Source organism: Brevibacillus sp. RS1.1, assembly GCF_013284365.1.
Lineage (GTDB): Bacteria > Bacillota > Bacilli > Brevibacillales > Brevibacillaceae > Brevibacillus > Brevibacillus brevis_D.
In genome coordinates this window covers 19,662-40,485 of the sequence record NZ_JABSVA010000017.1, presented here as the reverse complement: position 1 = coordinate 40,485, position 20,824 = coordinate 19,662, and the positions used below count along the sequence as shown (strand labels likewise).

General features: G+C 47.2%; 21 protein-coding genes. 15 read left to right on the top strand and 6 right to left on the bottom strand.

Annotated elements, in window-relative coordinates; all coding sequences use genetic code 11:
- The first annotated feature begins 26 nt into the window (after positions 1 to 26).
- The 3 genes from HP570_RS27865 (at position 27) to HP570_RS27855 (ending at position 2,117) form a co-directional block, all read left to right on the top strand.
- Positions 27 to 353, top strand: a complete 327-nt coding sequence (locus HP570_RS27865; RefSeq protein ID WP_173627804.1) for a DUF1904 family protein — start codon at positions 27 to 29, stop codon at positions 351 to 353.
- Between the two features lie 236 nt (positions 354 to 589).
- Positions 590 to 1,162, top strand: coding sequence for an RNA polymerase sigma factor (locus HP570_RS27860; RefSeq protein WP_173627803.1), 573 nt, complete (start codon positions 590 to 592; stop codon positions 1,160 to 1,162).
- Positions 1,140 to 2,117, top strand: coding sequence for a DUF4367 domain-containing protein (locus tag HP570_RS27855; protein ID WP_173627802.1), 978 nt, complete (start codon positions 1,140 to 1,142; stop codon positions 2,115 to 2,117). Before HP570_RS27860 ends, HP570_RS27855 begins: the two co-directional genes overlap by 23 nt.
- Positions 2,118 to 2,257: 140 nt before the next feature.
- Here HP570_RS27855 and HP570_RS27850 read toward each other — a convergent pair whose 3' ends face one another.
- Positions 2,258 to 3,181, bottom strand: coding sequence for a DMT family transporter (locus HP570_RS27850; protein ID WP_173627801.1), 924 nt, complete (start codon positions 3,179 to 3,181; stop codon positions 2,258 to 2,260).
- Between the two features lie 110 nt (positions 3,182 to 3,291).
- Between HP570_RS27850 and HP570_RS27845 the strand changes: the two genes are divergently transcribed.
- Positions 3,292 to 4,713, top strand: a complete 1,422-nt coding sequence (locus HP570_RS27845) for an aminotransferase-like domain-containing protein (protein ID WP_173627800.1) — start codon at positions 3,292 to 3,294, stop codon at positions 4,711 to 4,713.
- Between the two features lie 204 nt (positions 4,714 to 4,917).
- Here HP570_RS27845 and HP570_RS27840 read toward each other — a convergent pair whose 3' ends face one another.
- From HP570_RS27840 to HP570_RS27830, 3 genes are all read right to left on the bottom strand, one after another.
- Complete coding sequence (locus HP570_RS27840) at positions 4,918 to 5,118, bottom strand: cold-shock protein (RefSeq protein ID WP_007721941.1); 201 nt, start codon at positions 5,116 to 5,118, stop codon at positions 4,918 to 4,920.
- A 215-nt stretch (positions 5,119 to 5,333) separates the two neighbouring features.
- Positions 5,334 to 6,020, bottom strand: coding sequence for a 23S rRNA pseudouridine(2604) synthase RluF (rluF, locus tag HP570_RS27835; RefSeq protein WP_012684587.1), 687 nt, complete (start codon positions 6,018 to 6,020; stop codon positions 5,334 to 5,336).
- Between the two features lie 18 nt (positions 6,021 to 6,038).
- Entirely contained in the window at positions 6,039 to 6,746 is a 708-nt protein-coding gene (locus tag HP570_RS27830; protein ID WP_254495511.1) for an MOSC domain-containing protein, read from the bottom strand.
- An 85-nt stretch (positions 6,747 to 6,831) separates the two neighbouring features.
- Between HP570_RS27830 and HP570_RS27825 the strand changes: the two genes are divergently transcribed.
- From HP570_RS27825 to HP570_RS27785, 9 genes are all read left to right on the top strand, one after another.
- A complete protein-coding gene (locus HP570_RS27825) occupies positions 6,832 to 8,280 on the top strand; it encodes a nicotinate phosphoribosyltransferase (RefSeq protein ID WP_012684589.1) in 1,449 nt (482 codons plus the stop codon).
- 197 nt (positions 8,281 to 8,477) lie between these two features.
- Positions 8,478 to 9,737 (top strand): Glu/Leu/Phe/Val family dehydrogenase, encoded by a 1,260-nt coding sequence (locus HP570_RS27820; protein ID WP_173606643.1) that lies wholly within the window; start codon positions 8,478 to 8,480, stop codon positions 9,735 to 9,737.
- A 142-nt stretch (positions 9,738 to 9,879) separates the two neighbouring features.
- Positions 9,880 to 10,800, top strand: coding sequence for a homoserine O-acetyltransferase MetA (metA, locus tag HP570_RS27815; RefSeq protein ID WP_173627799.1), 921 nt, complete (start codon positions 9,880 to 9,882; stop codon positions 10,798 to 10,800).
- Positions 10,801 to 10,917: 117 nt separating this feature from the next.
- Positions 10,918 to 12,030, top strand: a complete 1,113-nt coding sequence (locus tag HP570_RS27810; protein ID WP_173627798.1) for an Ig-like domain-containing protein — start codon at positions 10,918 to 10,920, stop codon at positions 12,028 to 12,030.
- Positions 12,031 to 12,141: 111 nt separating this feature from the next.
- Positions 12,142 to 13,038, top strand: a complete 897-nt coding sequence (locus HP570_RS27805) for a LysR family transcriptional regulator (RefSeq protein ID WP_016740641.1) — start codon at positions 12,142 to 12,144, stop codon at positions 13,036 to 13,038.
- 114 nt (positions 13,039 to 13,152) lie between these two features.
- Positions 13,153 to 13,542 (top strand): CidA/LrgA family protein, encoded by a 390-nt coding sequence (locus tag HP570_RS27800; RefSeq protein ID WP_012684594.1) that lies wholly within the window; start codon positions 13,153 to 13,155, stop codon positions 13,540 to 13,542.
- Entirely contained in the window at positions 13,520 to 14,218 is a 699-nt protein-coding gene (locus tag HP570_RS27795; protein ID WP_173627797.1) for an LrgB family protein, read from the top strand. Before HP570_RS27800 ends, HP570_RS27795 begins: the two co-directional genes overlap by 23 nt.
- 96 nt (positions 14,219 to 14,314) lie before the next feature.
- Positions 14,315 to 14,740 (top strand): GNAT family acetyltransferase, encoded by a 426-nt coding sequence (locus HP570_RS27790; protein ID WP_173627796.1) that lies wholly within the window; start codon positions 14,315 to 14,317, stop codon positions 14,738 to 14,740.
- A 98-nt stretch (positions 14,741 to 14,838) separates the two neighbouring features.
- Positions 14,839 to 15,750, top strand: coding sequence for a DMT family transporter (locus tag HP570_RS27785; protein WP_173627795.1), 912 nt, complete (start codon positions 14,839 to 14,841; stop codon positions 15,748 to 15,750).
- A gap of 171 nt (positions 15,751 to 15,921) precedes the next feature.
- On the opposite strand, the gene HP570_RS27780 is transcribed toward HP570_RS27785, so the two are convergent.
- Positions 15,922 to 16,311, bottom strand: coding sequence for a hypothetical protein (locus tag HP570_RS27780; protein WP_173627794.1), 390 nt, complete (start codon positions 16,309 to 16,311; stop codon positions 15,922 to 15,924).
- A 583-nt stretch (positions 16,312 to 16,894) separates the two neighbouring features.
- Here HP570_RS27780 and HP570_RS27775 point away from each other — a divergent pair.
- Positions 16,895 to 17,725, top strand: coding sequence for a protein-glutamine gamma-glutamyltransferase (locus HP570_RS27775; RefSeq protein ID WP_064202368.1), 831 nt, complete (start codon positions 16,895 to 16,897; stop codon positions 17,723 to 17,725).
- A gap of 48 nt (positions 17,726 to 17,773) precedes the next feature.
- On the opposite strand, the gene solA is transcribed toward HP570_RS27775, so the two are convergent.
- Entirely contained in the window at positions 17,774 to 18,916 is a 1,143-nt protein-coding gene (gene solA, locus HP570_RS27770) for an N-methyl-L-tryptophan oxidase (RefSeq protein WP_173627793.1), read from the bottom strand.
- Positions 18,917 to 19,092: 176 nt separating this feature from the next.
- Between solA and HP570_RS27765 the strand changes: the two genes are divergently transcribed.
- Positions 19,093 to 20,820 (top strand): methyl-accepting chemotaxis protein, encoded by a 1,728-nt coding sequence (locus HP570_RS27765; protein ID WP_173627792.1) that lies wholly within the window; start codon positions 19,093 to 19,095, stop codon positions 20,818 to 20,820.
- The last annotated feature ends 4 nt before the right edge of the window (positions 20,821 to 20,824 follow it).

The following is a 20,824-nucleotide window of genomic DNA, read 5'->3' as shown; positions in this document are numbered from 1 at the left end:
TATGGACTTTTCAGGGGGGGATCATCATGCCACACCTTATCGTTAGAGGCATTCAAGCTGAACAAATGGCTACGATTAGCGAACCGCTTGCAGTGGAGCTTGCTGCACTCTGCCAATGCGGTACAGACAATTTCACAATCGAATGCTTGCATACAACAGGCGTTTTTGGCGGGAAGATCGTGGAGTCGTTTCCTTTTATTGAAGTAGCATGGTTTGAGCGGGGGCAAGAAGCTCGTGACCAGTTTGCCCAGATTGTAACCAAGCATGTCCTATCTCTTGGCATCCCAGAAGTGGAAATGGCATTTGTCGCTTATCAAAAAGAAAGCTATTATGCCAACGGGGAGCATTTCTAAGAGAAGCCGACAGGTGCTGTCGATTTCCCGGGAAAGAATCAAGACATTCGACAAGCGTACAGACAAACAAATGAATGCAAGCATGGAATAAGGGTGTTCCTTCCTGTGGTACGAGGTTTTTCGTACGAGACGGGTGGAACACCTTTTTCATTTTATTCGCAGAACCAAAAATTTCTAAAATAGGTGTCACAAACAAAAGATACCAGTTGTTATTCATAGTGAGAGGAGGGCAAACCGTGGAAAAAACAGAGATAGAGCACCTGCTGATCGAAATAAAAGCGGGTTCTCTTGAGCAATACGAACTCATTATCGATCACTATCAACAACCGATCTTTACATACTGCTATCACATGCTCGGTCATCGCCAAGATGCGGAAGACGCTGTCCAGGAAGTCCTGTTTCGTGCCTACGAGCATCTTGACCAGTATACGTACTCACTGTCATTTTCCGCATGGCTGTACCGGATCGCTTACAACCATTGTGCGAATGTGCTAAAGCGCAGGAAATTAAGCCGCGTGTTGCCCTTTTTGTACAACCGGGATCAGGATGGACGTAATTATGTGGAGGAGAGCATTGACAGCAATTATTTAGGGGAGCCAATCGAACGCATCTGGAAACGGCTGTCCGCCGAAGAACGAACACTTATTTTCCTGCGTGTGCTAGAGGAAAGAGAGTACGAGGAAATATCGGAGCTGATGGACAAAAAGCCAGCAGCCTTGCGCAAACAATTCGAACGCGTTTTGAAAAAGTGCAAACGTTATTTGCCAACGATGGGAGGGGTGCTGAATGATGGACAAAAATCCGTTTAAGCACATGAGAGACATGCTGGTAGCGAAGCCAGTCCCGAAAGTCGATGTCAAACATAAAGTCATGGCAGCAATTCGTGCCAAGGAAAGCAAGGAGGAAAAAGTCGTGAAAAAGAAAATAGGTTTACTAGTCACTGTAGGTATGCTCGTCGGAGCGTCTTCCGTATGGGCGGGAGTAGAAATGATCCAGTTGAAAAATGAGAAGGGTGAAGTAGTGCTAAAGCTTAAACAAATGAGTATGCAAGAACAGCAACAAAAGATGCAACAGCTCCCCCCTGACATAAAGGATCAGATCAAGAATCGAAATGCAGAGATTTTTAAACAGTTGGATACGGGGGAACAAATCGTCAATGGATTAAAACCTGGCGAAGCGGTTGCCATTTATTGGCCGCTGACAAAACTTCAGTTGGAATCAAATCCAAACAGTACTCCGTTTGTAGATGTACGATCCAAGCCTTTTACCTATACAACGTGGAAGGACATGGAACAAAAGGTTGGCCATCTGTTCAAGGTACCGGCAGAGATGGGGACGGATTTCAAGTTTGTAGCAGGTGAAGCGATCTATCTTCCAAGTGACAAGTATGATGAGAAAGCGATGAAAGAGGAACAAGAAAGAAAGAAAAAAGAATACGTGGTACAACCAATTCCATTATCAGACAAGCTTCGTGATGCAGAGATTGAGTACAAGGGCCAAAAAGGAAGTGCTTTCTTAGAAGTTTCCATCCTGGGTGACAACAATAAAAGTGGAGGTACACTTGCGGAGAATTTGGAGAAAGTCATGATTGGCGACAATGAAGCCGTGTACTCCACTTTCGCACCTGAAAATGGGGACACCGTACACTCATTGGATTGGGTGAAAAATGGGACAAAGGTAAACTATAACCTGAGAGCCAAGATGAGTGTGAGTACGGAAGAAGAGTTGCTGAAAATGGCGGAACAAATCAATCAAGCGAAATAATGAGAAATTCCCTCAGAGAAAGTGGCATCCAAAGACGAGTTGATCAAAACACCGAGCAGATCAACGATACGAAATAACCATATTCTTAAAAGAGGAGTACCACAAAGCACAGTTTGGCTTGTGGTACTCCTTTTCTTTCGCTAATTGCTTACATCACGTAGCTTGTTTGCCTTTTTACCCATCAACTGCTTCAAGCCATCCATATTAATCAGGATAATCCCGACAATAATCGTGATTCCCCCTGCTAAAGACAGGAGATATAGCGGCTCATTGTACAGGATAACGCCCAAGCTTAAGGCAATCAACGGAGAGATATAGAGCCATGTGGATGGAAACACAGGGTTGGTTTTGGCCACGAGCCAATAGAAAATGGTATGCCCCATCATGGAACCAACGAAGACCAAGTACAGAAGCGGGAGGATCGCATTCGCCGTAAGCATCGATTCGATATGCACTTGCTCCGTAAATAACGATAAGACAAGCAGCATGGCTCCTCCATACATCATCTGTGCCGCATTCAAAGCGATGGGTGAGGTATCTTGAAACCGTTGGATGACGCTCCGGGAGTATACTGCACCAGCAGAATAAAAGAGTTCCCCGAATATGACTGCGATGCACCCTGTAAGCCAAAGGAGACTGAATGAGACGGTCACACCGGGTAAAATCAGCAAAAAGACACCGACAAAGGCAACCAAGCAACCCATCAAAGCAATACCGGGGGGCTTTTGCCGAGTAATACCGGTCTGAAGCAGCATCACCATGAGAGGGCCTGTTGCAGATAATATCGCTGCAATTCCTGAACTTACATGCTGCTCTGCCCAATACAAGGGGGCAAATGTCCCGAACGTCAAACCGATACCGGTAAGGAGCATTTCTTTATGAAACAGCAGCGAGAGACGCGCCTGTTTTTTCCAGAGCATGAATGAAAACAAAATGACACCTGCCAGAAAGAACCGAAGTCCTCCTGAGAAAAACGGCGGAGCTCCAGCATCGATCCCGACTTTGATTGCCAGAAAAGTCGTTCCGAATATCAAGCACATGACCACATAATTAAGCAGTACCATTATGATTCCTCCCTTTTCCTCATCATAAGGGGAAGGGAATAGAACAGATGAAATAGAATAGAACAGATACGAAAGATCCATCCATTATCATGGGGGAAGGGGGGAGCGGCATGAAAAGGAAGGTTCTTTCAAACAGTCATTCTGATAAGCTGTTCGAACAAGTGTATGACTATCTTCTGGAACGAATCAGACGCGATGAGTGGAGGGCACATGAAAAGCTCCCTTCTGTTCGAACGTTGGCGTTGGAATTGAATGTGCATCGCCTGACGGTTTTTAAAGCATTTCAATTATTAAAGCAAAACCGCCATGTGTACGTGAAGGATAAGTCGGGGTATTATGTACAACCGAGCAGCCTGTTGCCAGTGGAGTCGATGAATGATCCAATCGTTTCTGCCTATGTGCACAAGAGTCATCTTTCGGAAATTCATCAGGTGCAGGCGACCTATCAATTTTCCAAAGCATTGATCGAACCGAATTTATTGCCAAATCATTACTTTTCGGGATACGTGAAGAAAGTGTTTGATCTGTATCCAAAGGTGCTGGGTACCTACTCAACCACACAGGGAGATCAGGAGCTGCGGGAAGCACTGTGCAGCTATTATGTTAGCCGTAATCATTTTCACCTGTCCCCCGATGAGCTGATGATTACATCTGGTTCGCAGGAAGCGATTGATTTGGTTGCCAGAGTACTTGTAAAGCCGCGTGATGTCGTGTTGATTGAGAGACCTACGTACAGTCCGGCCATCGATGTATTCGGAAGACAGGGCGCCAACATGATTTCCATCGAGATTTCGCCGGATGGCTATGATTTGGAGCAGGTTGAACTGTTGATGCAAAAAGAAAAACCACGCCTGTTTTATCTCAATCCGACCTTTCACAATCCGACAGGCTATACGGTTCCCGCTGAACAACGGAAGAGGCTGGTGGAGCTGGCTGCGAAATATCAGTGTCTGATCGTAGAGGATGATCCGTGCCGCGATATTTACTTCGGTGACGAGCCTCCACTGCCGTTTTTTTCTTACGACACGGCAGGCTATGTCATCTATCTGCGCAGCTTTAGCAAGTACATCGGGCCGGGGTTGAGTATTGCGACTGTGGCATGCCGTCCATCTATTATGAATTATTTGATTCAGGCGAAATCACTGTCCGACAGTGGGGCGCCCCTGCTGAATCAAAAAATTTTTTTGCATTATTTCTTCTCCGAACGGATGCAGCAGCATTTGGCGAAGCTACGGATTGCATTGGCCATTCGCCGGGATATTATGGAGGAAGAGCTGTCTGTGACCGACTGGGAGTGGTCCAGTCCACCAGGAGGCTTTAATTTATGGGTGAAGCTGCCTGATTCTGTCCCGATGGATAGTCTTTTGGCGAAATGCATAGAACAATCGATTACGTTTGTGCCCGGTGCGATCTGTGATCCGCTGCGGGAGTTTAGCTCTTGGATACGCATCAGTTTTTCCTATTTGAATGAACACCAGCTGCGCGACGGTTTGCAAAGGCTCGTCAGTACGGTTCGTCAGTTGAACATGTAGGAAAAGGAAGGGCTGGTTTTAATAATCCGTATTTGAAAATATAAAAATTTTAAGAAGTGCGATTTACTGTGTTATACTGAGTCTACCATTTACTGTTCTGTAGCATTCCCTACTCCATTTACGTGAGTAGGGTTTTTTATTTGTGTCTCAGACAACAAAAAAACAGACACCCTTACAGGAGTCTGTTTTTTGTGTTTGGTTAAATTAAACTTTTTGAACGTTAGTAGCTTGTGGTCCGCGTTGGCCTTGTTCTACGTCAAAAGTAACTTTTTGACCTTCGTCAAGGGATTTGAAACCGTCGCCTTGGATAGCAGAGAAGTGAACGAATACGTCTTCTTTACCTTCGCGCTCGATAAAACCAAAACCTTTTTCTGCGTTAAACCATTTTACTGTACCTTGTTCCATTGTTATTGCCTCCTAGTGTGTAACACACATATATTACTATCCTTGCTCTCAGGATCATCTAGACGAAATTTTGCTATCTACGCTATCCGTTGCTTCGAACAAAAATAATTCTCTACTAGCATAACAGGATATTGAAAAGATAGCAAATCATTCGCGTATATTTGATGAAAGAAAATATAAATGAGCCACTATACTAACTCCAACCCGTCCTGATTTCACAAGTTTTTATTCAGATCAGTCAATTCCTTGGCCGTCAGATTTCGCCATTGCCCCAATTTCAAATTCCCCAAGGCAATGTTCATGATGCGTATTCGCTCAAGCTTTCTTACCTGATAACCAAAAGCCTGACACATCCGTCTGATTTGCCGATTGAGCCCTTGCGTTAGCACGATATTGAAGACGCGGTCGCTGACTTTGGTTACTTTGCAAGGCTTGGTAGTCGTTCCGAGAATGCGTACGCCGTTTGCCATTCCATGCAAGAAATTCGCCGTGATGGGCTTGTCTACGGTGACGATGTACTCTTTGTCATGATTGTTCTCAGCACGCAAAATTTTGTTTACGATATCCCCGTCGTTGGTTAACAGGATGAGGCCTTGCGAATCTTTATCCAGACGCCCGATAGGAAAAATCCGCTCGGGGTGATTCACGAAATCGATGATGTTGCCTTTGACGTGCAGTTCAGTGGTACACGTAATTCCGACAGGCTTGTTCAAGGCGATGTAGACATCTTTCTTTTTGACACCGAGCGGCTGTCCATCGATGCGCACGTCATCTCCTGACGCAACCGTACTTCCCAGTTCCGCGAGTTGGCCATTGATCGTCACGCGCTTGGACTCGATTAATTTATCGGCTTCTCTTCGTGAGCAAATGCCGGTTTCACTGATGAACTTATTAATTCGCATGAGACGTTCCTTTCGCTATTACTGCTGCTTTTCCAGTTTTTCAAGTAATTTATTCCGCCAAGGCAGGGCCAATTCCTCCACCTCGAGCATACGCTGTATCGTCCCTTGGGATGGTGCCTTGTCATGGAAGTACAAGTGGTGGATGGAAGCCACACTGACTTGCTTTGGATGAGCAGAGATTAGGGCAATCTCTGAGTCTGGCTTGATCGTCCCTTCCTGCAAAACGCGGAAGAAATAGCCCGTATAGCCCATTTCCACCACGGCTTTGAGCAGTTGGTTATTGTTGTTGCGCTTGTTGATCGTTGCGCAAGGAAATCTGCCTTGTGTCACTTGCAGGATCGTATCACCAAATTGATACACATCCCCGATGCAGACCTGCTCTTCGGTCATGCCAGCGAGCGTGAGATTTTCTCCGAATGCCGCATTGGTCAGAGGTTGGCCGAATAACTTCTCCCAATGGGCATAATGTTCAAAAGGATACGCACAGACGACGCGGTCTGGGCCACCGTGATACTCTGGATTCGCGATATCGTCGTCATCAATTTTCTCGGAACGGACAATGAGCTCGTCAGCTTCTTCCTTCCAAATGCCGGAGAGATATTCCTTGCCGTTGTACATATTATTTTTAGGCAAACCTTTACTAATAGTAACGATTTTTCTGGTCAACTTATGCTCACTCCCAGCCTGTACGATTGCTTCTCTTTTTATCCCCATACTATACCACATTCCCTAATATCCTCCACAGCGGATGGGCATCAGCGAACGCTTCTGGTATGATGATAGAAAGGAATACACAGGAGGCCTCAGTGACATGCAATCATTTGGTGTGGCACTACACACAGATAAATATCAAATAAACATGATGTACGCCCATTGGGTGAACGGAACACACAATCAGAAGGTCGTTTTCGAAGCATTTTTCCGCAAGCTGCCTTTTGGAAACGGATACGCTGTATCTGCCGGATTGGAAAGAATTGTTTCCTATATAAAAAATTTGCGTTTTGAAGAAAGCGATCTCAAGTATTTGAGTGAACAGGAGGAGAACTACGATCCGAAGTTTTTGGAAGAGCTGCGCCAGCTTCGTTTTAAGGGCTCGCTCTACTCTGTGAAAGAAGGAACCGTGGTTTTCCCGAACGAGCCGCTCATTCGCGTAGAGGGGCGTGTCATGGAGGCACAGCTGGTTGAAACGGCCCTGTTGAATTATATGAACTACCAGACGCTGATTGCAACCAAAGCTTCGCGGATTAAAAACGTGGCGGGCAATGATGTTCTTATGGAATTCGGAACGAGAAGGGCGCAGGAGGCAGATGCTGCGCTGTGGGGGACGCGGGCAGCTTATTTGGCTGGCTTTGACGCGACCTCGAACATGCTGGCAGGGAAAATGTTTGGCATTCCGACAAAAGGGACGCACGCTCACTCTTGGGTACAGAGCTTTGAGAGTGAGGAAGAAGCATTTGAGCGCTTCGCAGCAGCTCTACCAGGACAGGTAACCTTGCTGGTCGATACTTACGATACACTCAAAAGCGGCGTGCCGAATGCAATTAAGGTCGGAAAACGCCTGGAGAAACAAGGCAAAAAGCTGACGGCAGTGCGCTTGGACAGTGGCGACTTGACGTATTTGTCCTGCAAGACGCGCGAAATGCTGGATAAAGCAGGCATGACCGATGTGCAAATTGTCGCTTCCAACGATCTCGATGAGCACACGATTATGAACCTGAAAGTACAGGGAGCACGCGTAAATAGCTGGGGAGTTGGAACGCAGCTCATCACGGCAGCGGATCAGCCGACGCTCGGAGGCGTATACAAGCTGGTGGCACGCGAAGGCGCGGACGGAGAATATCAGCCGACCATCAAAATCTCTGGGAATCCGGAAAAAGTCACGACGCCGGGCATTAAAGATATGTACCGATTGATTGATCCGGAAACAGGCAAAGCGATTGCTGACTACATGTGCTTCCCGCATGAAACAACAGTCGAAAAGGGAGCCCCTCTCCATTTGTTCCATCCGAGCCATACGTATTTGAGCAAGCATTTGGAGAACTACCAGGCAAAGTCGCTGCTCGTTCCGGTATTTGTGGATGGGGAACTGATTTATGAACTGCCAACTCTCCAAGAGATTCGCAACTACCATCGTGAGCAACTCAAGCTGTTCTGGCCTGAATACTTGCGCATGTTGAATCCGGAGCATTACCGTCTGCACATCAGCGAAGAGATGTGGGAAACGAAAACCAAGCTGATGAAGGCGTATTTGAAAAAATAAGAGAAAACGTCTGATGTGTCGCGAGGATGCATCAGGCGTTTTTTATTTGTTTACCAAAAATAACACAATAATGTGAAAACAAAGAAAATAAATTGTCTGAATTTACTTTCATCGTATATAATTACTCCATTCATCCTTTAGCTCTGCGCCAAGGTGATGTGAAAAACGCATGTGAAAAGTATTGGGGAGGAAGAGAGATGCTAAATACTGTAGAGAAAGAAAACCTGAATCCATACGAGATTGTGCAGAAACAGATTGACGCTGCAGCGGCATTGTTGGGATTGCGGAGCGATGCTGTTGAAATTTTAAAGCGACCCAAACGAGTATTGGCCGTCAGCTTTCCTGTCAAGATGGATGATGGCAGCGTGCGTGTCTTTGAAGGCTACCGATCTCAGCATAATGATGCGGTAGGACCGACCAAGGGAGGGATTCGCTTTCATCCGGATGTGACGATGGATGAAGTCAAGGCGCTCTCCATGTGGATGTCATTCAAATGTGGCGTGGTTGGTCTTCCTTATGGCGGCGGAAAAGGCGGCGTCATATGTGATCCCCACGAATTCAGCAAAAATGAGCTGGAACGAGTCAGCCGCGGCTTCATGGAAGCTATCGCTGATATTGTCGGACCTGAGACAGACATACCTGCACCCGATGTATATACGACCCCACAAATTATGGGGTGGATGATGGATACGTACAGTCGATTAAAAGGCACCTATTCTCCGGGAGTGATCACTGGAAAACCACTCTCTGTCGGCGGCTCCAAAGGAAGAAACGAAGCGACTGCTCGCGGATGTGTCTTTACCATACTTGAGGCATTAAAAGATTCTGGACGCAAGCCAGAACAAACAACCGTCGCGATCCAAGGCTTTGGCAATGCGGGAAGAATTGCAGCGAGGCTGTTAACAGAGCTGGGCTTCAAAATCGTGGCAGTCAGTGACTCCCGCGGAGGTATTTATGATGCTGCTGGCTTGGATATCGAAAAGGTAGGACAGTTAAAAGACAACGCAACCATTTTGGACTATGTAGGTGGTACGGTCATCTCCAATGAACAGCTATTGGAGCTCGAGGTGGACATTCTGATCCCGGCCGCGTTGGAAAATGTCATCACAGCAGCCAATGCCGACAGCATTCAAGCCAAGTGGATTGCAGAGGCAGCAAACGGACCTACTACACCCGATGCTGACGCCATTTTGCGGGAAAAAGGGATTACCGTGATCCCGGACATTCTCGCCAATGCAGGTGGTGTAACCGTTTCTTATTTTGAATGGGTGCAAAACCTGATGAATTACTACTGGTCCGAGGTTGAGGTAAACGAAAAGCTGCAAACGACCATGATTAACGCCTATCGCGCCGTAAAAGAACTCTCTGATCAATACAAGGTGGACTTGCGCACGGGAGCCTATATGATCTCGCTTTTGCGAATTACGGAGGCAATGGAAGCACGCGGCTGGATTTAAGGGAAGAAACCTCTTGCAATTTGCTTGCAAGGGGATTTTTTTGTTTTCCTTTTCGGGATTAGCAGGAAGGCGAGTATTTTTGTCGAATTTGTCGGATTATTGTTTTTCTACCTGTGTTCAAAGGATGGAAAGGGGGATTTTTATGCCAATCAAATTGCCCGACGAATTGCCTGCAACGGAAATACTCGCCCAGGAAAATATTTTTGTGATGAAGGATAGCCGTGCCTTCACACAGGACATACGACCGCTCAGGATCGTCATTCTCAACCTCATGCCGGTGAAGGAAACAACGGAAACACAGTTGCTCCGCCTCCTGGGGAATACGCCGCTACAGGTGGAAATCGTGCTTTTGCACATGTCCAGTCATACGTCCAAAAATACGTCGGAAGAGCATTTATCGACGTTTTATAAAACGTTTGAGGAGATCCGTGACCAGCGATTTGATGGCATGATCATCACCGGAGCGCCAGTCGAACAGCTCGAGTTCACAGACGTCACGTATTGGCAGGAGCTAACAGAAATTCTCGATTGGAAAATGGAGAACGTCACCTCGACCCTGCATATTTGTTGGGGAGCACAAGCGGGTCTTTACCACCACTTTGGCGTTCCGAAGCATCCTTTGCCAGGAAAAATGTTCGGAATCTTCCCTCACACGCTTAATAAGCAAAATGTGAAGCTGTTCCGCGGATTTGACAACTACTTCCACATTCCGCATTCCAGGCATACCGAAAATCGCAGGGAAGACATCGAGCAAGTGCCTGAACTGGAGATTTTGTCCGAGTCTGATGAAGCAGGGGTTTACATCGTGGCGACCAGGGATGGCAGACAAATTTTCGTGACAGGTCATTCCGAGTACGATCCGACGACCCTGCAAGATGAGTACCAGCGAGATGTGAACAAAGGCTTGGATATTGCTGTTCCGCGTAATTACTATCCAAAGGACGATCCAAGCCGCGAGCCCATCGTCACCTGGCGCGCACATGCGAATCTGATGTTTTCCAACTGGTTAAACTATTACGTTTACCAAGAGACACCGTATGATTTGAATAACGACAAGCGATAGCAACGTAGCAGCCATCCGAGGTGATTCGGATGGTTTTTGCCATTTAGTATTCAAGAAGTACAGTTGTTTAGCCGATATAGAAAATGGTGGAAAATTAGAGAGGAGAGGGATGTGAGCATGAGAAACTGGCAAAAAGGAATGCTCGCTACGGCTGTTACCGTTGGGCTGATCTTTTCCAGCGTCGGCCATGTACCGGCATTGGCGAATTCTGCGACGACAAGTACGCAGAAGAAGATTTCCAAGCTTGTAGTTGATACAAAGACAGTAAAATTGAAAAAAGCGGGGACACAGCAGTTGACTGTCCGCGTGCAATACACGGATAAAACAACGGAGGACGTCACACAACAAGCGGAGTGGACTTCCTCTGACAGTGACATCGCGAGCGTTGACAAGGGCTTGGTCACAGCAGTTAGTTCCGGTAAAACGAGAGTGAAAGCAAGCTTCGAGGGCAAAAGTGTGAATATCCCTGTTGAGATCGATGTGATTTCCAAGCTCACAGCTGACCAGAAGAAACTGGCTCTCAGCGTAGGTGGCACGAAACAAGTAAACGCAACAGCAACTTTCTCTGATAAGTCTACTGGTGATGTAACGGTCCAGGCAGAGTGGGAAAGCGATGATAAGGCAATCGTAACGGTAACGAATGGATTGGTTACGGCAGTAGGCTCGGGCACAGCGAAGGTCAAAGTGAAGTACGGTGGAAAAAGCGTCTCCATTCCAGTAGAGGTAGATGTCGTCTCCAAGCTGGACAGTGATAAGAAAAAGCTGTATCTGCGCCCAGACACTACCCAGTCGGTTACGCTGTTGGCTACCTTGTCTACGAAAGAAAAAGTAGATGTAACAAGCAAAGCCAAGTGGACATCCGACGATGCAAAAGTTGCCACAGTTGAAAACGGAGTCGTGACAACTGTAGGCTCTGGCAAAACGAGAATCAAAGCAACTTACGGTGGAAAGACGATCTCGATCCCTGTAGAATCTGCTGTCATCTCCAAGATGGAATTTGACATGAAAAAGGCCGATCTCAAAGTTGGCGAATCAAAAGACTTGAAGGTATCTGTTATCTATACCGACAAAACCAAGGTTGATGTCACTACCGATGCAGACTGGATCTCCACGAACAGCTCCGTTGTGACTGTAGTGGATGGCAAGATCACGGCTGTAAAAGCAGGTCGTGCAACGATTGCCGCGACGTATAATGGAAAAGTCGTAAAAATACAGGTAACCGTGAAGTAACTCACGCTGGAGGAAAAGCCAGGGCGCGACTGCGTACCTGGCTTTTTCGCATACTCCGGCCTGTGGTAATCTGTAGCTAACGCTTTTGATTGCACGAAGACGGAGGACATCATGGATATTCGACAGCTGCAATACTTTGTGGAAGTAGTCAAACATAAAAACTTTACGAAGGCCGCGCAATCCCTCCACGTCTCTCAGCCTTCTATCAGCAAAATGATCAAAGCATTGGAAGAAGAGCTAGAGGTAGTTCTGCTGGATCGGACGGAGCGGAAAATGGATCTGACAGACGCAGGGGAAATGGTCTACAGCTATGCGACCAAAGTGTTGCAGCTAATGGAAGGCATGGCGTCGTCGATAGCAGAATTGCGAAACGTCGAGCGTGGTCGGGTCAAGCTGGGCATGATGCCAACGGTGGGTTCTTTTCTCTTGCCGAATGTGATTGCCTTGTTTAAAAAGCAATATCCAGGCATCGATATCGAGATGAAGGAATACAGCGCCAAGCTGCTTGAAATCCAAATGGAGCAAGGAAGCATCGATGTGGCCTTAACCGTTCTGCCAACGGATCAGGAGAAATTTGAGGCGGTTCCCTTGCTCGCAGAGGACCTCGTTGCGATTGTTCATCGGGAGCATTGGCTCGCGGGAGTCGATGAGGTGAGCTTGGAACAGCTCAAGGACGAAGCTTTCATTTTGTTTACCGAAGAGTACGCGATGCATGATGTGGTGCGCCATGCGTGCAAGCTGTCCGGCTTTGAACCGAATGTCGCTTACATGAGCTCTTTATGGGATTTTGTCGGAGAGATGGTGGCTACCCAACTGGGGATATCACTCATTCCACGCTCCATCGTGAGACGCTTGAATAACGGACAATTACACACCGTCAACATTTCCTACCCGGTGATTGACTGGCAGTATGCCTTGATTTATCGAAAAGAAGGGTATTTATCGCATGCGACAAAGGCTTTCATATCGTTTGTAGAGAAAATGTACAGCCATAACCAAATGGAATAGAAATGATGATGTTTATGTATTGTACGAATGGAATCGAGACGGCTTAGAATGAAGGTAACTCGTTCAAACAGTGACTTTTTGAACAACCTTTGTAAAGCAACTGGGGTGGTCTCGATGAAAAGATGGTTCTCCATCATCGCACAAGTTTTGCTTTTGTTCGGCTTCACCTGGCTTGGGAAATGGGTGACCTCGTTTTTTCACCTTCCTGTTCCCGGCAGTCTGATCGGACTCGCGCTTTTGTTCATTTGTCTGTATACCGGCTTGATTCGTCTACAGTGGGTGGAAGCAGGAGCGACTCTGTTATTCTCGCAGATGATCCTGTTTTTCGTACCATCGTTGGTCGGGATGATGCAGTATCCATGGTTATTAGGGATAAAAGGATTGCTGGTGCTTGTGGTCGTCGTGAGCGGTTGTGCGCTTGTGATGATTTCGACAGGTGTTGTTGCTGAGCGCATGTTCAATCGTGGAGAGGTGAAACAGCATGATCCTGTGGAAAACATCTAGTGTGCTCCTGACACTCGTTTTCTTCTATGCAGCTAAAAGGTTCAACAAGAAAAGACCGTCTCTGCTATTTTCTCCGGCTATTTTGGCGCCGATTGGCTTGATTTTGTTTTTGCTTTTCGCAGGCATTCCTTATCAGGTGTACAGTGAAGCGACCTCGCTCATTAGTGAGATGATGAGCGTAGTCACAGTAGCGTTTGCGATTCCGCTGTACCGAAATTGGTCGGTGTTAATGGCGCATCGCCGGATGATTTTGACGAGTCTTGCTACGGGTTCCCTCATTGCCATCATTGCAGGTGTTTCCACGACGATGCTCGTTGGATTGGGAAAAGAAGCGGCGATTAGCGTCATTCCTCGCTCAATTACCCTGCCAATTGCGATGAGTGTAACCGAGGCGATTGGCGGTATGCCGACGATGACGGCAGTATTCGGCATGCTGACCAGCTTTGCAGGTGTTTTTTTGGCTCCCACAATCATCAAGAGAATGAGGCTCCGACATCCTGTTTCCATCGGTTTGATGTACGGAATGGGTGCACATGCGTTGGGGATGGTAAAAGCGTTTGAGCGTGGGGAAACAGAAGGAAGCAGTGCGACTTTGGCTGTGATCGCCGGAGCGATGATTACCGTAGTGTGGGCGTTTACCTTGCTACCGGTGATCATGTCGTGGCTGTCTGTGTGAAGGAAGGGGCTGTTAGATAGCCCCTTTTTGTATTACAATAATCGTATAAAAATGAAATTAATTGAATAAAAATACACAAGATAGTGGTGATCAAAAATGAGAATTGAATCATTCTCTTTGCAACAATACGAGGACGTCATTCAGCTATGGCAACGAGCAGGATTACAGCTTTCTTGCTCGGATACACGTGAAGGATTGCGTAAAAAGCTGGAGCGAGACGCAGAGCTTTTCTTGGTGGCAATGAATGAGGAGGAAAGGATGATAGCAGCCGTAATGGGCAGCTATGACGGACGGCGAGGATGGGTGAATCATCTGGCAGTCGATCCGGACTTCCAAGGACAAGACATAGGGAGCAGGCTGATGGATGAGCTGGAAAAGCGGCTGGCGAATATCGGGTGTGAAAAGATTAACCTATTGATCGAGCCGACCAATCATGGTGTACAAGCTTTTTACAATCAGCTTGGGTATGAGCGTGACGAACTAATTTTCATGGAGAAGTGGATTGCTTCTGGTGGAGGATAAAAATGGAAGTGTATCATGACCGCCCAAATGCTGGCGAAAGGTGTATGATAGAGGACAAATAAAAGCTCCATAACTCTTTCAACATGGCAGGAGGCATCATGAGACCGCTGTATATAGTCCTATTACTCTGTACTAGCTTCCTTTGGGGAGGAAATTTTGTTGTCGGTAAATTTCTTGTCGGGCACGCGTCTTCCTTGACGCTGACCAATTTGCGCTGGCTCATTGCTGTTGTTTGCTTGTTGCCCGTTGTTTGGATACGCGAAAAGCGGATTTTTCCAACGCGAGAAGCACTCCTTCCTTTGATCGTGATGGGTGTAACTGGCGTAGCACTTTTTAATTTATTCATGTTCTGGGCACTTGAGCGGACAGATGCGACCAATGTCGGGCTATTGTCCACGCTCAATCCGGTTTCGATCGCGATTTTTTCCTTTTTGCTGATGGGCGATAAAATTCGACCGTTGCAGATTGTCGCGATGCTTGTCTCGTTTACAGGCGTGCTTGTGGTGATGACCAAAGGAGACTTCGCACACTTGTCCCAGTTGCACTTCAACACGGGCGATTTGTGGATGCTCGCCGCTGTCGCCATGTGGGGGATTTACTCCGTATGCGCACGTTGGGCGATGAAGACGGTCTCGCCGATGATGTCCACACTGTACTCGGGGATTTTCGGTGTTGCGCTGATGCTGCCCTTTAATGTCACCACATTTACAATCAGCAACACAGACTGGACGTTCTGGCTGTCGCTGTTCTACGTTGGTGTAATGGCAACCGTCGTCAGCATGGTGTTGTGGAATGTCGGTGTACAAAAGGTCGGCGCAACCTCAGCAGGTATGTTCCTCAATTTCAATCCTATTTTTACAGCCATTCTCGCATTTCTTTTGCTCGGCGAGCGTATGACCATCATCCAATTACTCGGCAGTGTAATCGTCATTGTCGGCTGCTATATGTTCTCGCGTTTAAAGCACGTCTCGACCCCGGCACCACATACAGTCAAGCAAGCACAAGGCTAAAAAGGAAATCCCTCGTCTGGTTAAAAAGGCGGGGGATTTTTTGGTAAATAAGCATTTATAAAAAATAAATTTACCAGAGTGCAAATTAGGCACTCTGCAAATTGCCAAACCCCGCCACAAGCTCTATCAGAGTCGAGGCGGGGTTTAACGGTATAACGTGCTTTTTAACTTCTATGGTTCCTCATTTGCAAACATCTCCAACGTAGCTATAAGAATGTCTTTCTTTTCAATATAGTAGTCTGCATATGGAGAAGCTATTAGATTCATACCTTCAATCATTGTACAAAAATCCAAAACAGGTATAGGGCGTCCGATTCCTAGGGCAGCACCTACTGTCGATAGTAATGCCAGTAAACGAACCGGGTTCCATTCCCATTCCAAGCGTTGAAGAAGTTGGATGGCACTAGAAGCTCTTTTCGTTTGCTCGGGCGTATATACTTCGGGGAATCGCCCATTCGTCTTGTAGGCATGGAAAAACTCGTTGTAGTAAGCTTCTGCTGCCAAATCGATATCTCGGTACATTTCTCTAAAATCCGTATAAGGTTGACTTTCATTCTTCATTACTACCCACACCAACCTTTCTTATAGGATGAAGTCATTGTATCAGAAAAAATTGATAGTAATAGAGTAAAAACAGACCTCAACCCTCACAATTATGTGAGCGGAGAGGTTTGTTTCAGTTTTTACGAAATGAGAATAGTCACTCCTGAGAGTAAGTACATCTGAAGATTTTTCGTGAAAGAACTCCCGCCATATCAAGGATTCCAGTCTATTACTCTATTTTCAATGAGCACAACGTGCAAGTTTTAAAAGGCACCGATCAACACACAAGGCTAGTGAGAAGAAAAAGCACAGGGCTCGTAGACCTTGACAACGCCTACCCAGTCGGAACTACAAAAAGGGGACCACGCTTGTCGAACACTTCTCCCCTGAGAATCTTCCGCCCGTAGGGTGGCTTTGGCTCGACGGTCCCCTTTTTGTAGTGGAGACGTCCAGTGAATCCCCCCTGCTGGCGTGTCAGAGTCGAAGAGAACTGTGCTTTTTCTTCTCCACCACTATGTTGACTCATGGTTTTTCGTCGATCACGTGGACATAGGCTTTCGCATACATATAAGAAGGACAGTGTGTGAAGGGGAGGTTGTATATGATTGTCATAGCGGGGAGACCAGCTAATCCCGCCTCGTTGGCAGCGGAATGGGGATTAAATCCGGTACAGCGTGAAACGGTAGCGATTATGGCACGTAGTGATGAAACATTTGAATATCCAACTCCTGAGCTCCTGCAATTTGAACTGAAAGTGCGTGATCATCTGGTGAGGTCTGCCTTGGCACTGAACGAAAGCGGCCTGGCCTTTTCTACTTTTGAAGAATCTCGTGCCAATCCAGCTTACTGGATTCGAACTGACCAAGGCGGATTCCGCTTGCGACCTGGAGTGCTGCCATCCAGCGGGATTATCAATATTTTTCGAGAGGGTCAAAAATACGCCACGGAGTGTGCTACGGCGATGGTCATTATTATTTATCATGCAGTCCTACAGTCCATTCGTTTACCGGATTTTGAGAGAATGTTTTCGGACATCTTGCTATATGACTGGCGGTACGATCAGGATTTGGACTTGCAAACAATAAGGACAAATACCTTTTTGCCTGGTGATGTGATTTATTTTGCCAATCCTGATTACGATCGTGAGACACCGCAGTGGCAAGGAGAAAATGCAGTAGTGCTCGGAAATGGCTTGTATTACGGGCATGGTGCGGGGATCAAACGAGCGAGTGAGATGGTAGCCTTTTTGAATGAACAACGAAGAGAGGGAGCAATGAGGTCTGCCTATCGGGCCAATCAGGCGACTCGGCCTGGTTTCGCCTACCTGTTTCCCTACGATAATGGTCGTTCTACCATGCAAGTTTTCGGCCATCCCATACAAGCGAGCAGTCGAATTACAGCGCAAATCGGTTCTTTGTCTTGGGAGTGGTAAAACAAACAAAAGCCTCCTGCCAGAAATGCGGCGAGAGGCTTTTTTCACTCATGCTGGACAAGAAAATCGCTTCCAAGAAAACATAGACAGATCAAGGGAAGTAGCTCCCTCTACCAGCAGTTGACTAGTCGCTTCCCCGATCGCACTGGCGAATTTAAAACCGTGCCCGGAAAAGCCTGCTGCAAATACAAGCTGTGGATGTTGAGGATGACGGTCAATGACGAAATGCTCATCCGGTGTCATGGTGTAGATGCATACCTTGCCTTGGCGCAATGGTCCTGCTGCTCCAGGCATATACGCTTCCAAAAAAGAGCGAACACAGCCTTCGTCCGACAAATAGGTGCCAAAGGTACGTTCCAGTTTATCGGGATCGATGGCGTGTCCACCGTCATGGCGTCCGATTTTTACACCGGCGCCATCAAAACTGGGAAATCCGTAGAACATGGAGTCATGAAGGCGAAAGATGAAGGCGGGAAAGCCATCCGCACTGTACTGGCCCTCATCTGCACCAAACCAGGCGACCGTTTTGCGTGTAGGCTTAAGCGGGATGGACAAGCCCAATGAGTCAAGGAGCGAACCATTCCAAGCACCGGCGGATAGCAGGACTTTATCGCCGTGGTAGCTGGCAGATTCCGTATGCACAATGAACCCATTTCCTGCTGGCTCCAACTGCGTGACAGGCGTATTCGTCAACAGCGTAGCTCCTGAGGCAAGGGCAAGCTCTCGATAGGCGCTAATTCCGTTTTCGGAATAAAGCACACCTGAGGTAGGCTCCAGGCAACCGTAGTAATCAGCAGGCAGATGGATTCCTGGCCAGCGTTGCATGACCTCATCGGCAGCGAGTACCTCCAAGGGCAGGGAGTACTGCTCGGCGCTCTCCCGAATTTCATTCAGGAAAGTACAATTCAAGGGTCCAGCGTTCAAAACACCGGTTTTGGCGAAGATCGGTATGCCGGAGGCTTGTTCCAATTCTGACCACAGCTGTTGCGCCCGCAACGCAAGCGGGACGTACTGTTTTCCTTCTCCGTACGCATGGCGAATGATACGGGTATCCCCATGATGGCTGCCCATTGTGTGTGGGGGATCAAAGGCATCAATCATGAGTGTGCGCACGCCCTGCTTCGCCAAATAGTAGCCAGCTGCCATTCCCATCGATCCTGCTCCCACAATAACGACGTCGTAGTTTTGCATCAGAAGTCCTCCATTCCGCTTATTTTTATCTATCTTACAGGAGTTTTCTGAATTGTGGATTTTAATTTTTTGTGTAAAGATCCATTTTTTTGTGTGCAATCAGGTTTATTCCATCAGTTGGGAGGGAAAAGGAGATTACGCTATCATCATATGTCAAGAAAAGTGGTGTTTACGAAATGAAATGGACGATCGGAAAAAAATTGGGTAGTGCGTTCGCGCTAATCCTAGTCATCATGCTGTTTATGGGGATCACGACCATTATCAAGATGGAACAGATGAATCAGAAGATGGTGGAAATGAATACGAATTGGCGCCCAGGTCTGGAAGATATTTTGAAGATCAACATGACATTGGAAATCGTTTACGGACTTACACAAACCATGCTTACGACAGAGAACATGGATGACAAGAACAAGTATGCAAAGCAAGTCGATGACCATTTTGCCTATATTGACGGCTTATTGACCAGCTATGAAAAAACGATTTTCCGTGAAGAGGACCGTAACAATTTTGAAGGATTGAAGCAGTCGCTGAAAAAATTTGAGGAATACAGTCCGCAATACGTGGCAATCGCTAGAAAGGTCGATATCAGAAGGCCAGCTACCGATGCAGACATGGCCGAGCTTGGTCGCATCAAGAAAAAAGCTAGTGAATTGTTTGTAGAACGTAAGAAATATTTGGATGCCATGATGACGTATAACAGTGAGGGAGCACAACGCGCTGGCACAGAAAGCGCGGAACTGTTTGAGTCAGTCAAGCGGGACCTGAATATTATCTTGGTTATCTCTATCATTGCGTGTGTGGCGCTAGCTGTCGTACTGACGTCAAGCATCCGTCGACCGATCTTGCGTTTGATGGAAGAGATGAAAAAAGTGGCTGATGGCGATTTACGTGTGGAGCCATTGGTTGTCAAAACTCGTGACGAGATTTTGGATCTGGCGAATTCGTTCAATGAGATGACTAGCAGTTTAACTACAGTCATTCGTCAGGTAGGCGGAACTTCCGAGCTGGTAGCCTCATCAGCTGAGCAATTGACGGCAAGTGCAGATCAGACGAGCAGGGCCACTGAACAAATTGCTGTTACTGTTCAAGAAGTGGCAGCAGGTGTTGATCGCCAGGTAGCGAGTGTGGAGAATGGGGCGAAATCCATTGATGATATGTCACGAGGAATTCGTCAAATCGCAAATAACGCACAGCAAACGTCCAATATGGTGAGCGAAGTCGCCAACATGGCAGGAGAAGGGAACCAGTCGATTCAGGCAGCGGTTCAACAAATGAATGCGATCCACACCTCCATGCGTGAGCTCGCATCCGTAGTAGATGGTCTGGGCAATCATTCTCAAGCAATTGGAGAGATCATCGAGGTTATTACAGGCATCGCGGATCAGACCAATCTGCTCGCCCTCAATGCAGCGATTGAAGCAGCGCGCGCAGGAGAGCACGGACGTGGATTTGCGGTTGTTGCAGATGAAGTACGGAAGCTGGCAGAGCAATCAGCACAGTCCGCCCAAAAAATCGCGCAGTTGATCAGTACGATTCAGACAGATACAAAAGTCGCGGTCGAATCGATGGAAACAGGCACACGGGAAGTACAAGAAGGAATTCGCGTCGTTCATCGCGCGGGCGAAACCTTCGGTCAAATTCAGAACTCGATTGGCACAGTAGCCGACCAGATTCACGATGTGTCTGCATCTGCCCAGGAAGTGTCCGCCCATTCCGAACAGGTCGTACAAGCGATGGAGCTGGTCAGCGAGGTTTCCGACTTGACTGCTGATGGCACGCAAAACGTTTCCGCTGCTACACAGCAGCAGCTCGCTTCTATGGAGGAAATCGCTTCGTCGGCAACAGCTCTTTCCAATATGGCAGAAGAGCTGCAGCACATGATTCGCCGATTCAAAGTATAGGCAT

Excerpts from the sequence above, each read along its gene's own strand:
- HP570_RS27795 (WP_173627797.1), top strand. The coding sequence starts at position 13,520 with ATGATCCTGTGGAAAACATCTAGTGTGCTCCTGACACTCGTTTTCTTC.
- HP570_RS27790 (WP_173627796.1), top strand. The coding sequence starts at position 14,315 with ATGAGAATTGAATCATTCTCTTTGCAACAATACGAGGACGTCATTCAG.
- HP570_RS27820 (WP_173606643.1), top strand. The coding sequence starts at position 8,478 with ATGCTAAATACTGTAGAGAAAGAAAACCTGAATCCATACGAGATTGTG.
- HP570_RS27865 (WP_173627804.1), top strand. The coding sequence starts at position 27 with ATGCCACACCTTATCGTTAGAGGCATTCAAGCTGAACAAATGGCTACG.
- HP570_RS27840 (WP_007721941.1), bottom strand. The coding sequence starts at position 5,118 with ATGGAACAAGGTACAGTAAAATGGTTTAACGCAGAAAAAGGTTTTGGT.
- HP570_RS27805 (WP_016740641.1), top strand. The coding sequence starts at position 12,142 with ATGGATATTCGACAGCTGCAATACTTTGTGGAAGTAGTCAAACATAAA.
- HP570_RS27850 (WP_173627801.1), bottom strand. The coding sequence starts at position 3,181 with ATGGTACTGCTTAATTATGTGGTCATGTGCTTGATATTCGGAACGACT.
- HP570_RS27780 (WP_173627794.1), bottom strand. The coding sequence starts at position 16,311 with ATGAAGAATGAAAGTCAACCTTATACGGATTTTAGAGAAATGTACCGA.
- HP570_RS27810 (WP_173627798.1), top strand. The coding sequence starts at position 10,918 with ATGAGAAACTGGCAAAAAGGAATGCTCGCTACGGCTGTTACCGTTGGG.
- HP570_RS27785 (WP_173627795.1), top strand. The coding sequence starts at position 14,839 with ATGAGACCGCTGTATATAGTCCTATTACTCTGTACTAGCTTCCTTTGG.
- HP570_RS27845 (WP_173627800.1), top strand. The coding sequence starts at position 3,292 with ATGAAAAGGAAGGTTCTTTCAAACAGTCATTCTGATAAGCTGTTCGAA.
- rluF (WP_012684587.1), bottom strand. The coding sequence starts at position 6,020 with ATGCGAATTAATAAGTTCATCAGTGAAACCGGCATTTGCTCACGAAGA.
- HP570_RS27800 (WP_012684594.1), top strand. The coding sequence starts at position 13,153 with ATGAAAAGATGGTTCTCCATCATCGCACAAGTTTTGCTTTTGTTCGGC.
- HP570_RS27830 (WP_254495511.1), bottom strand. The coding sequence starts at position 6,746 with ATGTGGTATAGTATGGGGATAAAAAGAGAAGCAATCGTACAGGCTGGG.
- HP570_RS27775 (WP_064202368.1), top strand. The coding sequence starts at position 16,895 with ATGATTGTCATAGCGGGGAGACCAGCTAATCCCGCCTCGTTGGCAGCG.
- metA (WP_173627799.1), top strand. The coding sequence starts at position 9,880 with ATGCCAATCAAATTGCCCGACGAATTGCCTGCAACGGAAATACTCGCC.
- solA (WP_173627793.1), bottom strand. The coding sequence starts at position 18,916 with ATGCAAAACTACGACGTCGTTATTGTGGGAGCAGGATCGATGGGAATG.
- HP570_RS27765 (WP_173627792.1), top strand. The coding sequence starts at position 19,093 with ATGAAATGGACGATCGGAAAAAAATTGGGTAGTGCGTTCGCGCTAATC.
- HP570_RS27855 (WP_173627802.1), top strand. The coding sequence starts at position 1,140 with ATGATGGACAAAAATCCGTTTAAGCACATGAGAGACATGCTGGTAGCG.
- HP570_RS27825 (WP_012684589.1), top strand. The coding sequence starts at position 6,832 with ATGCAATCATTTGGTGTGGCACTACACACAGATAAATATCAAATAAAC.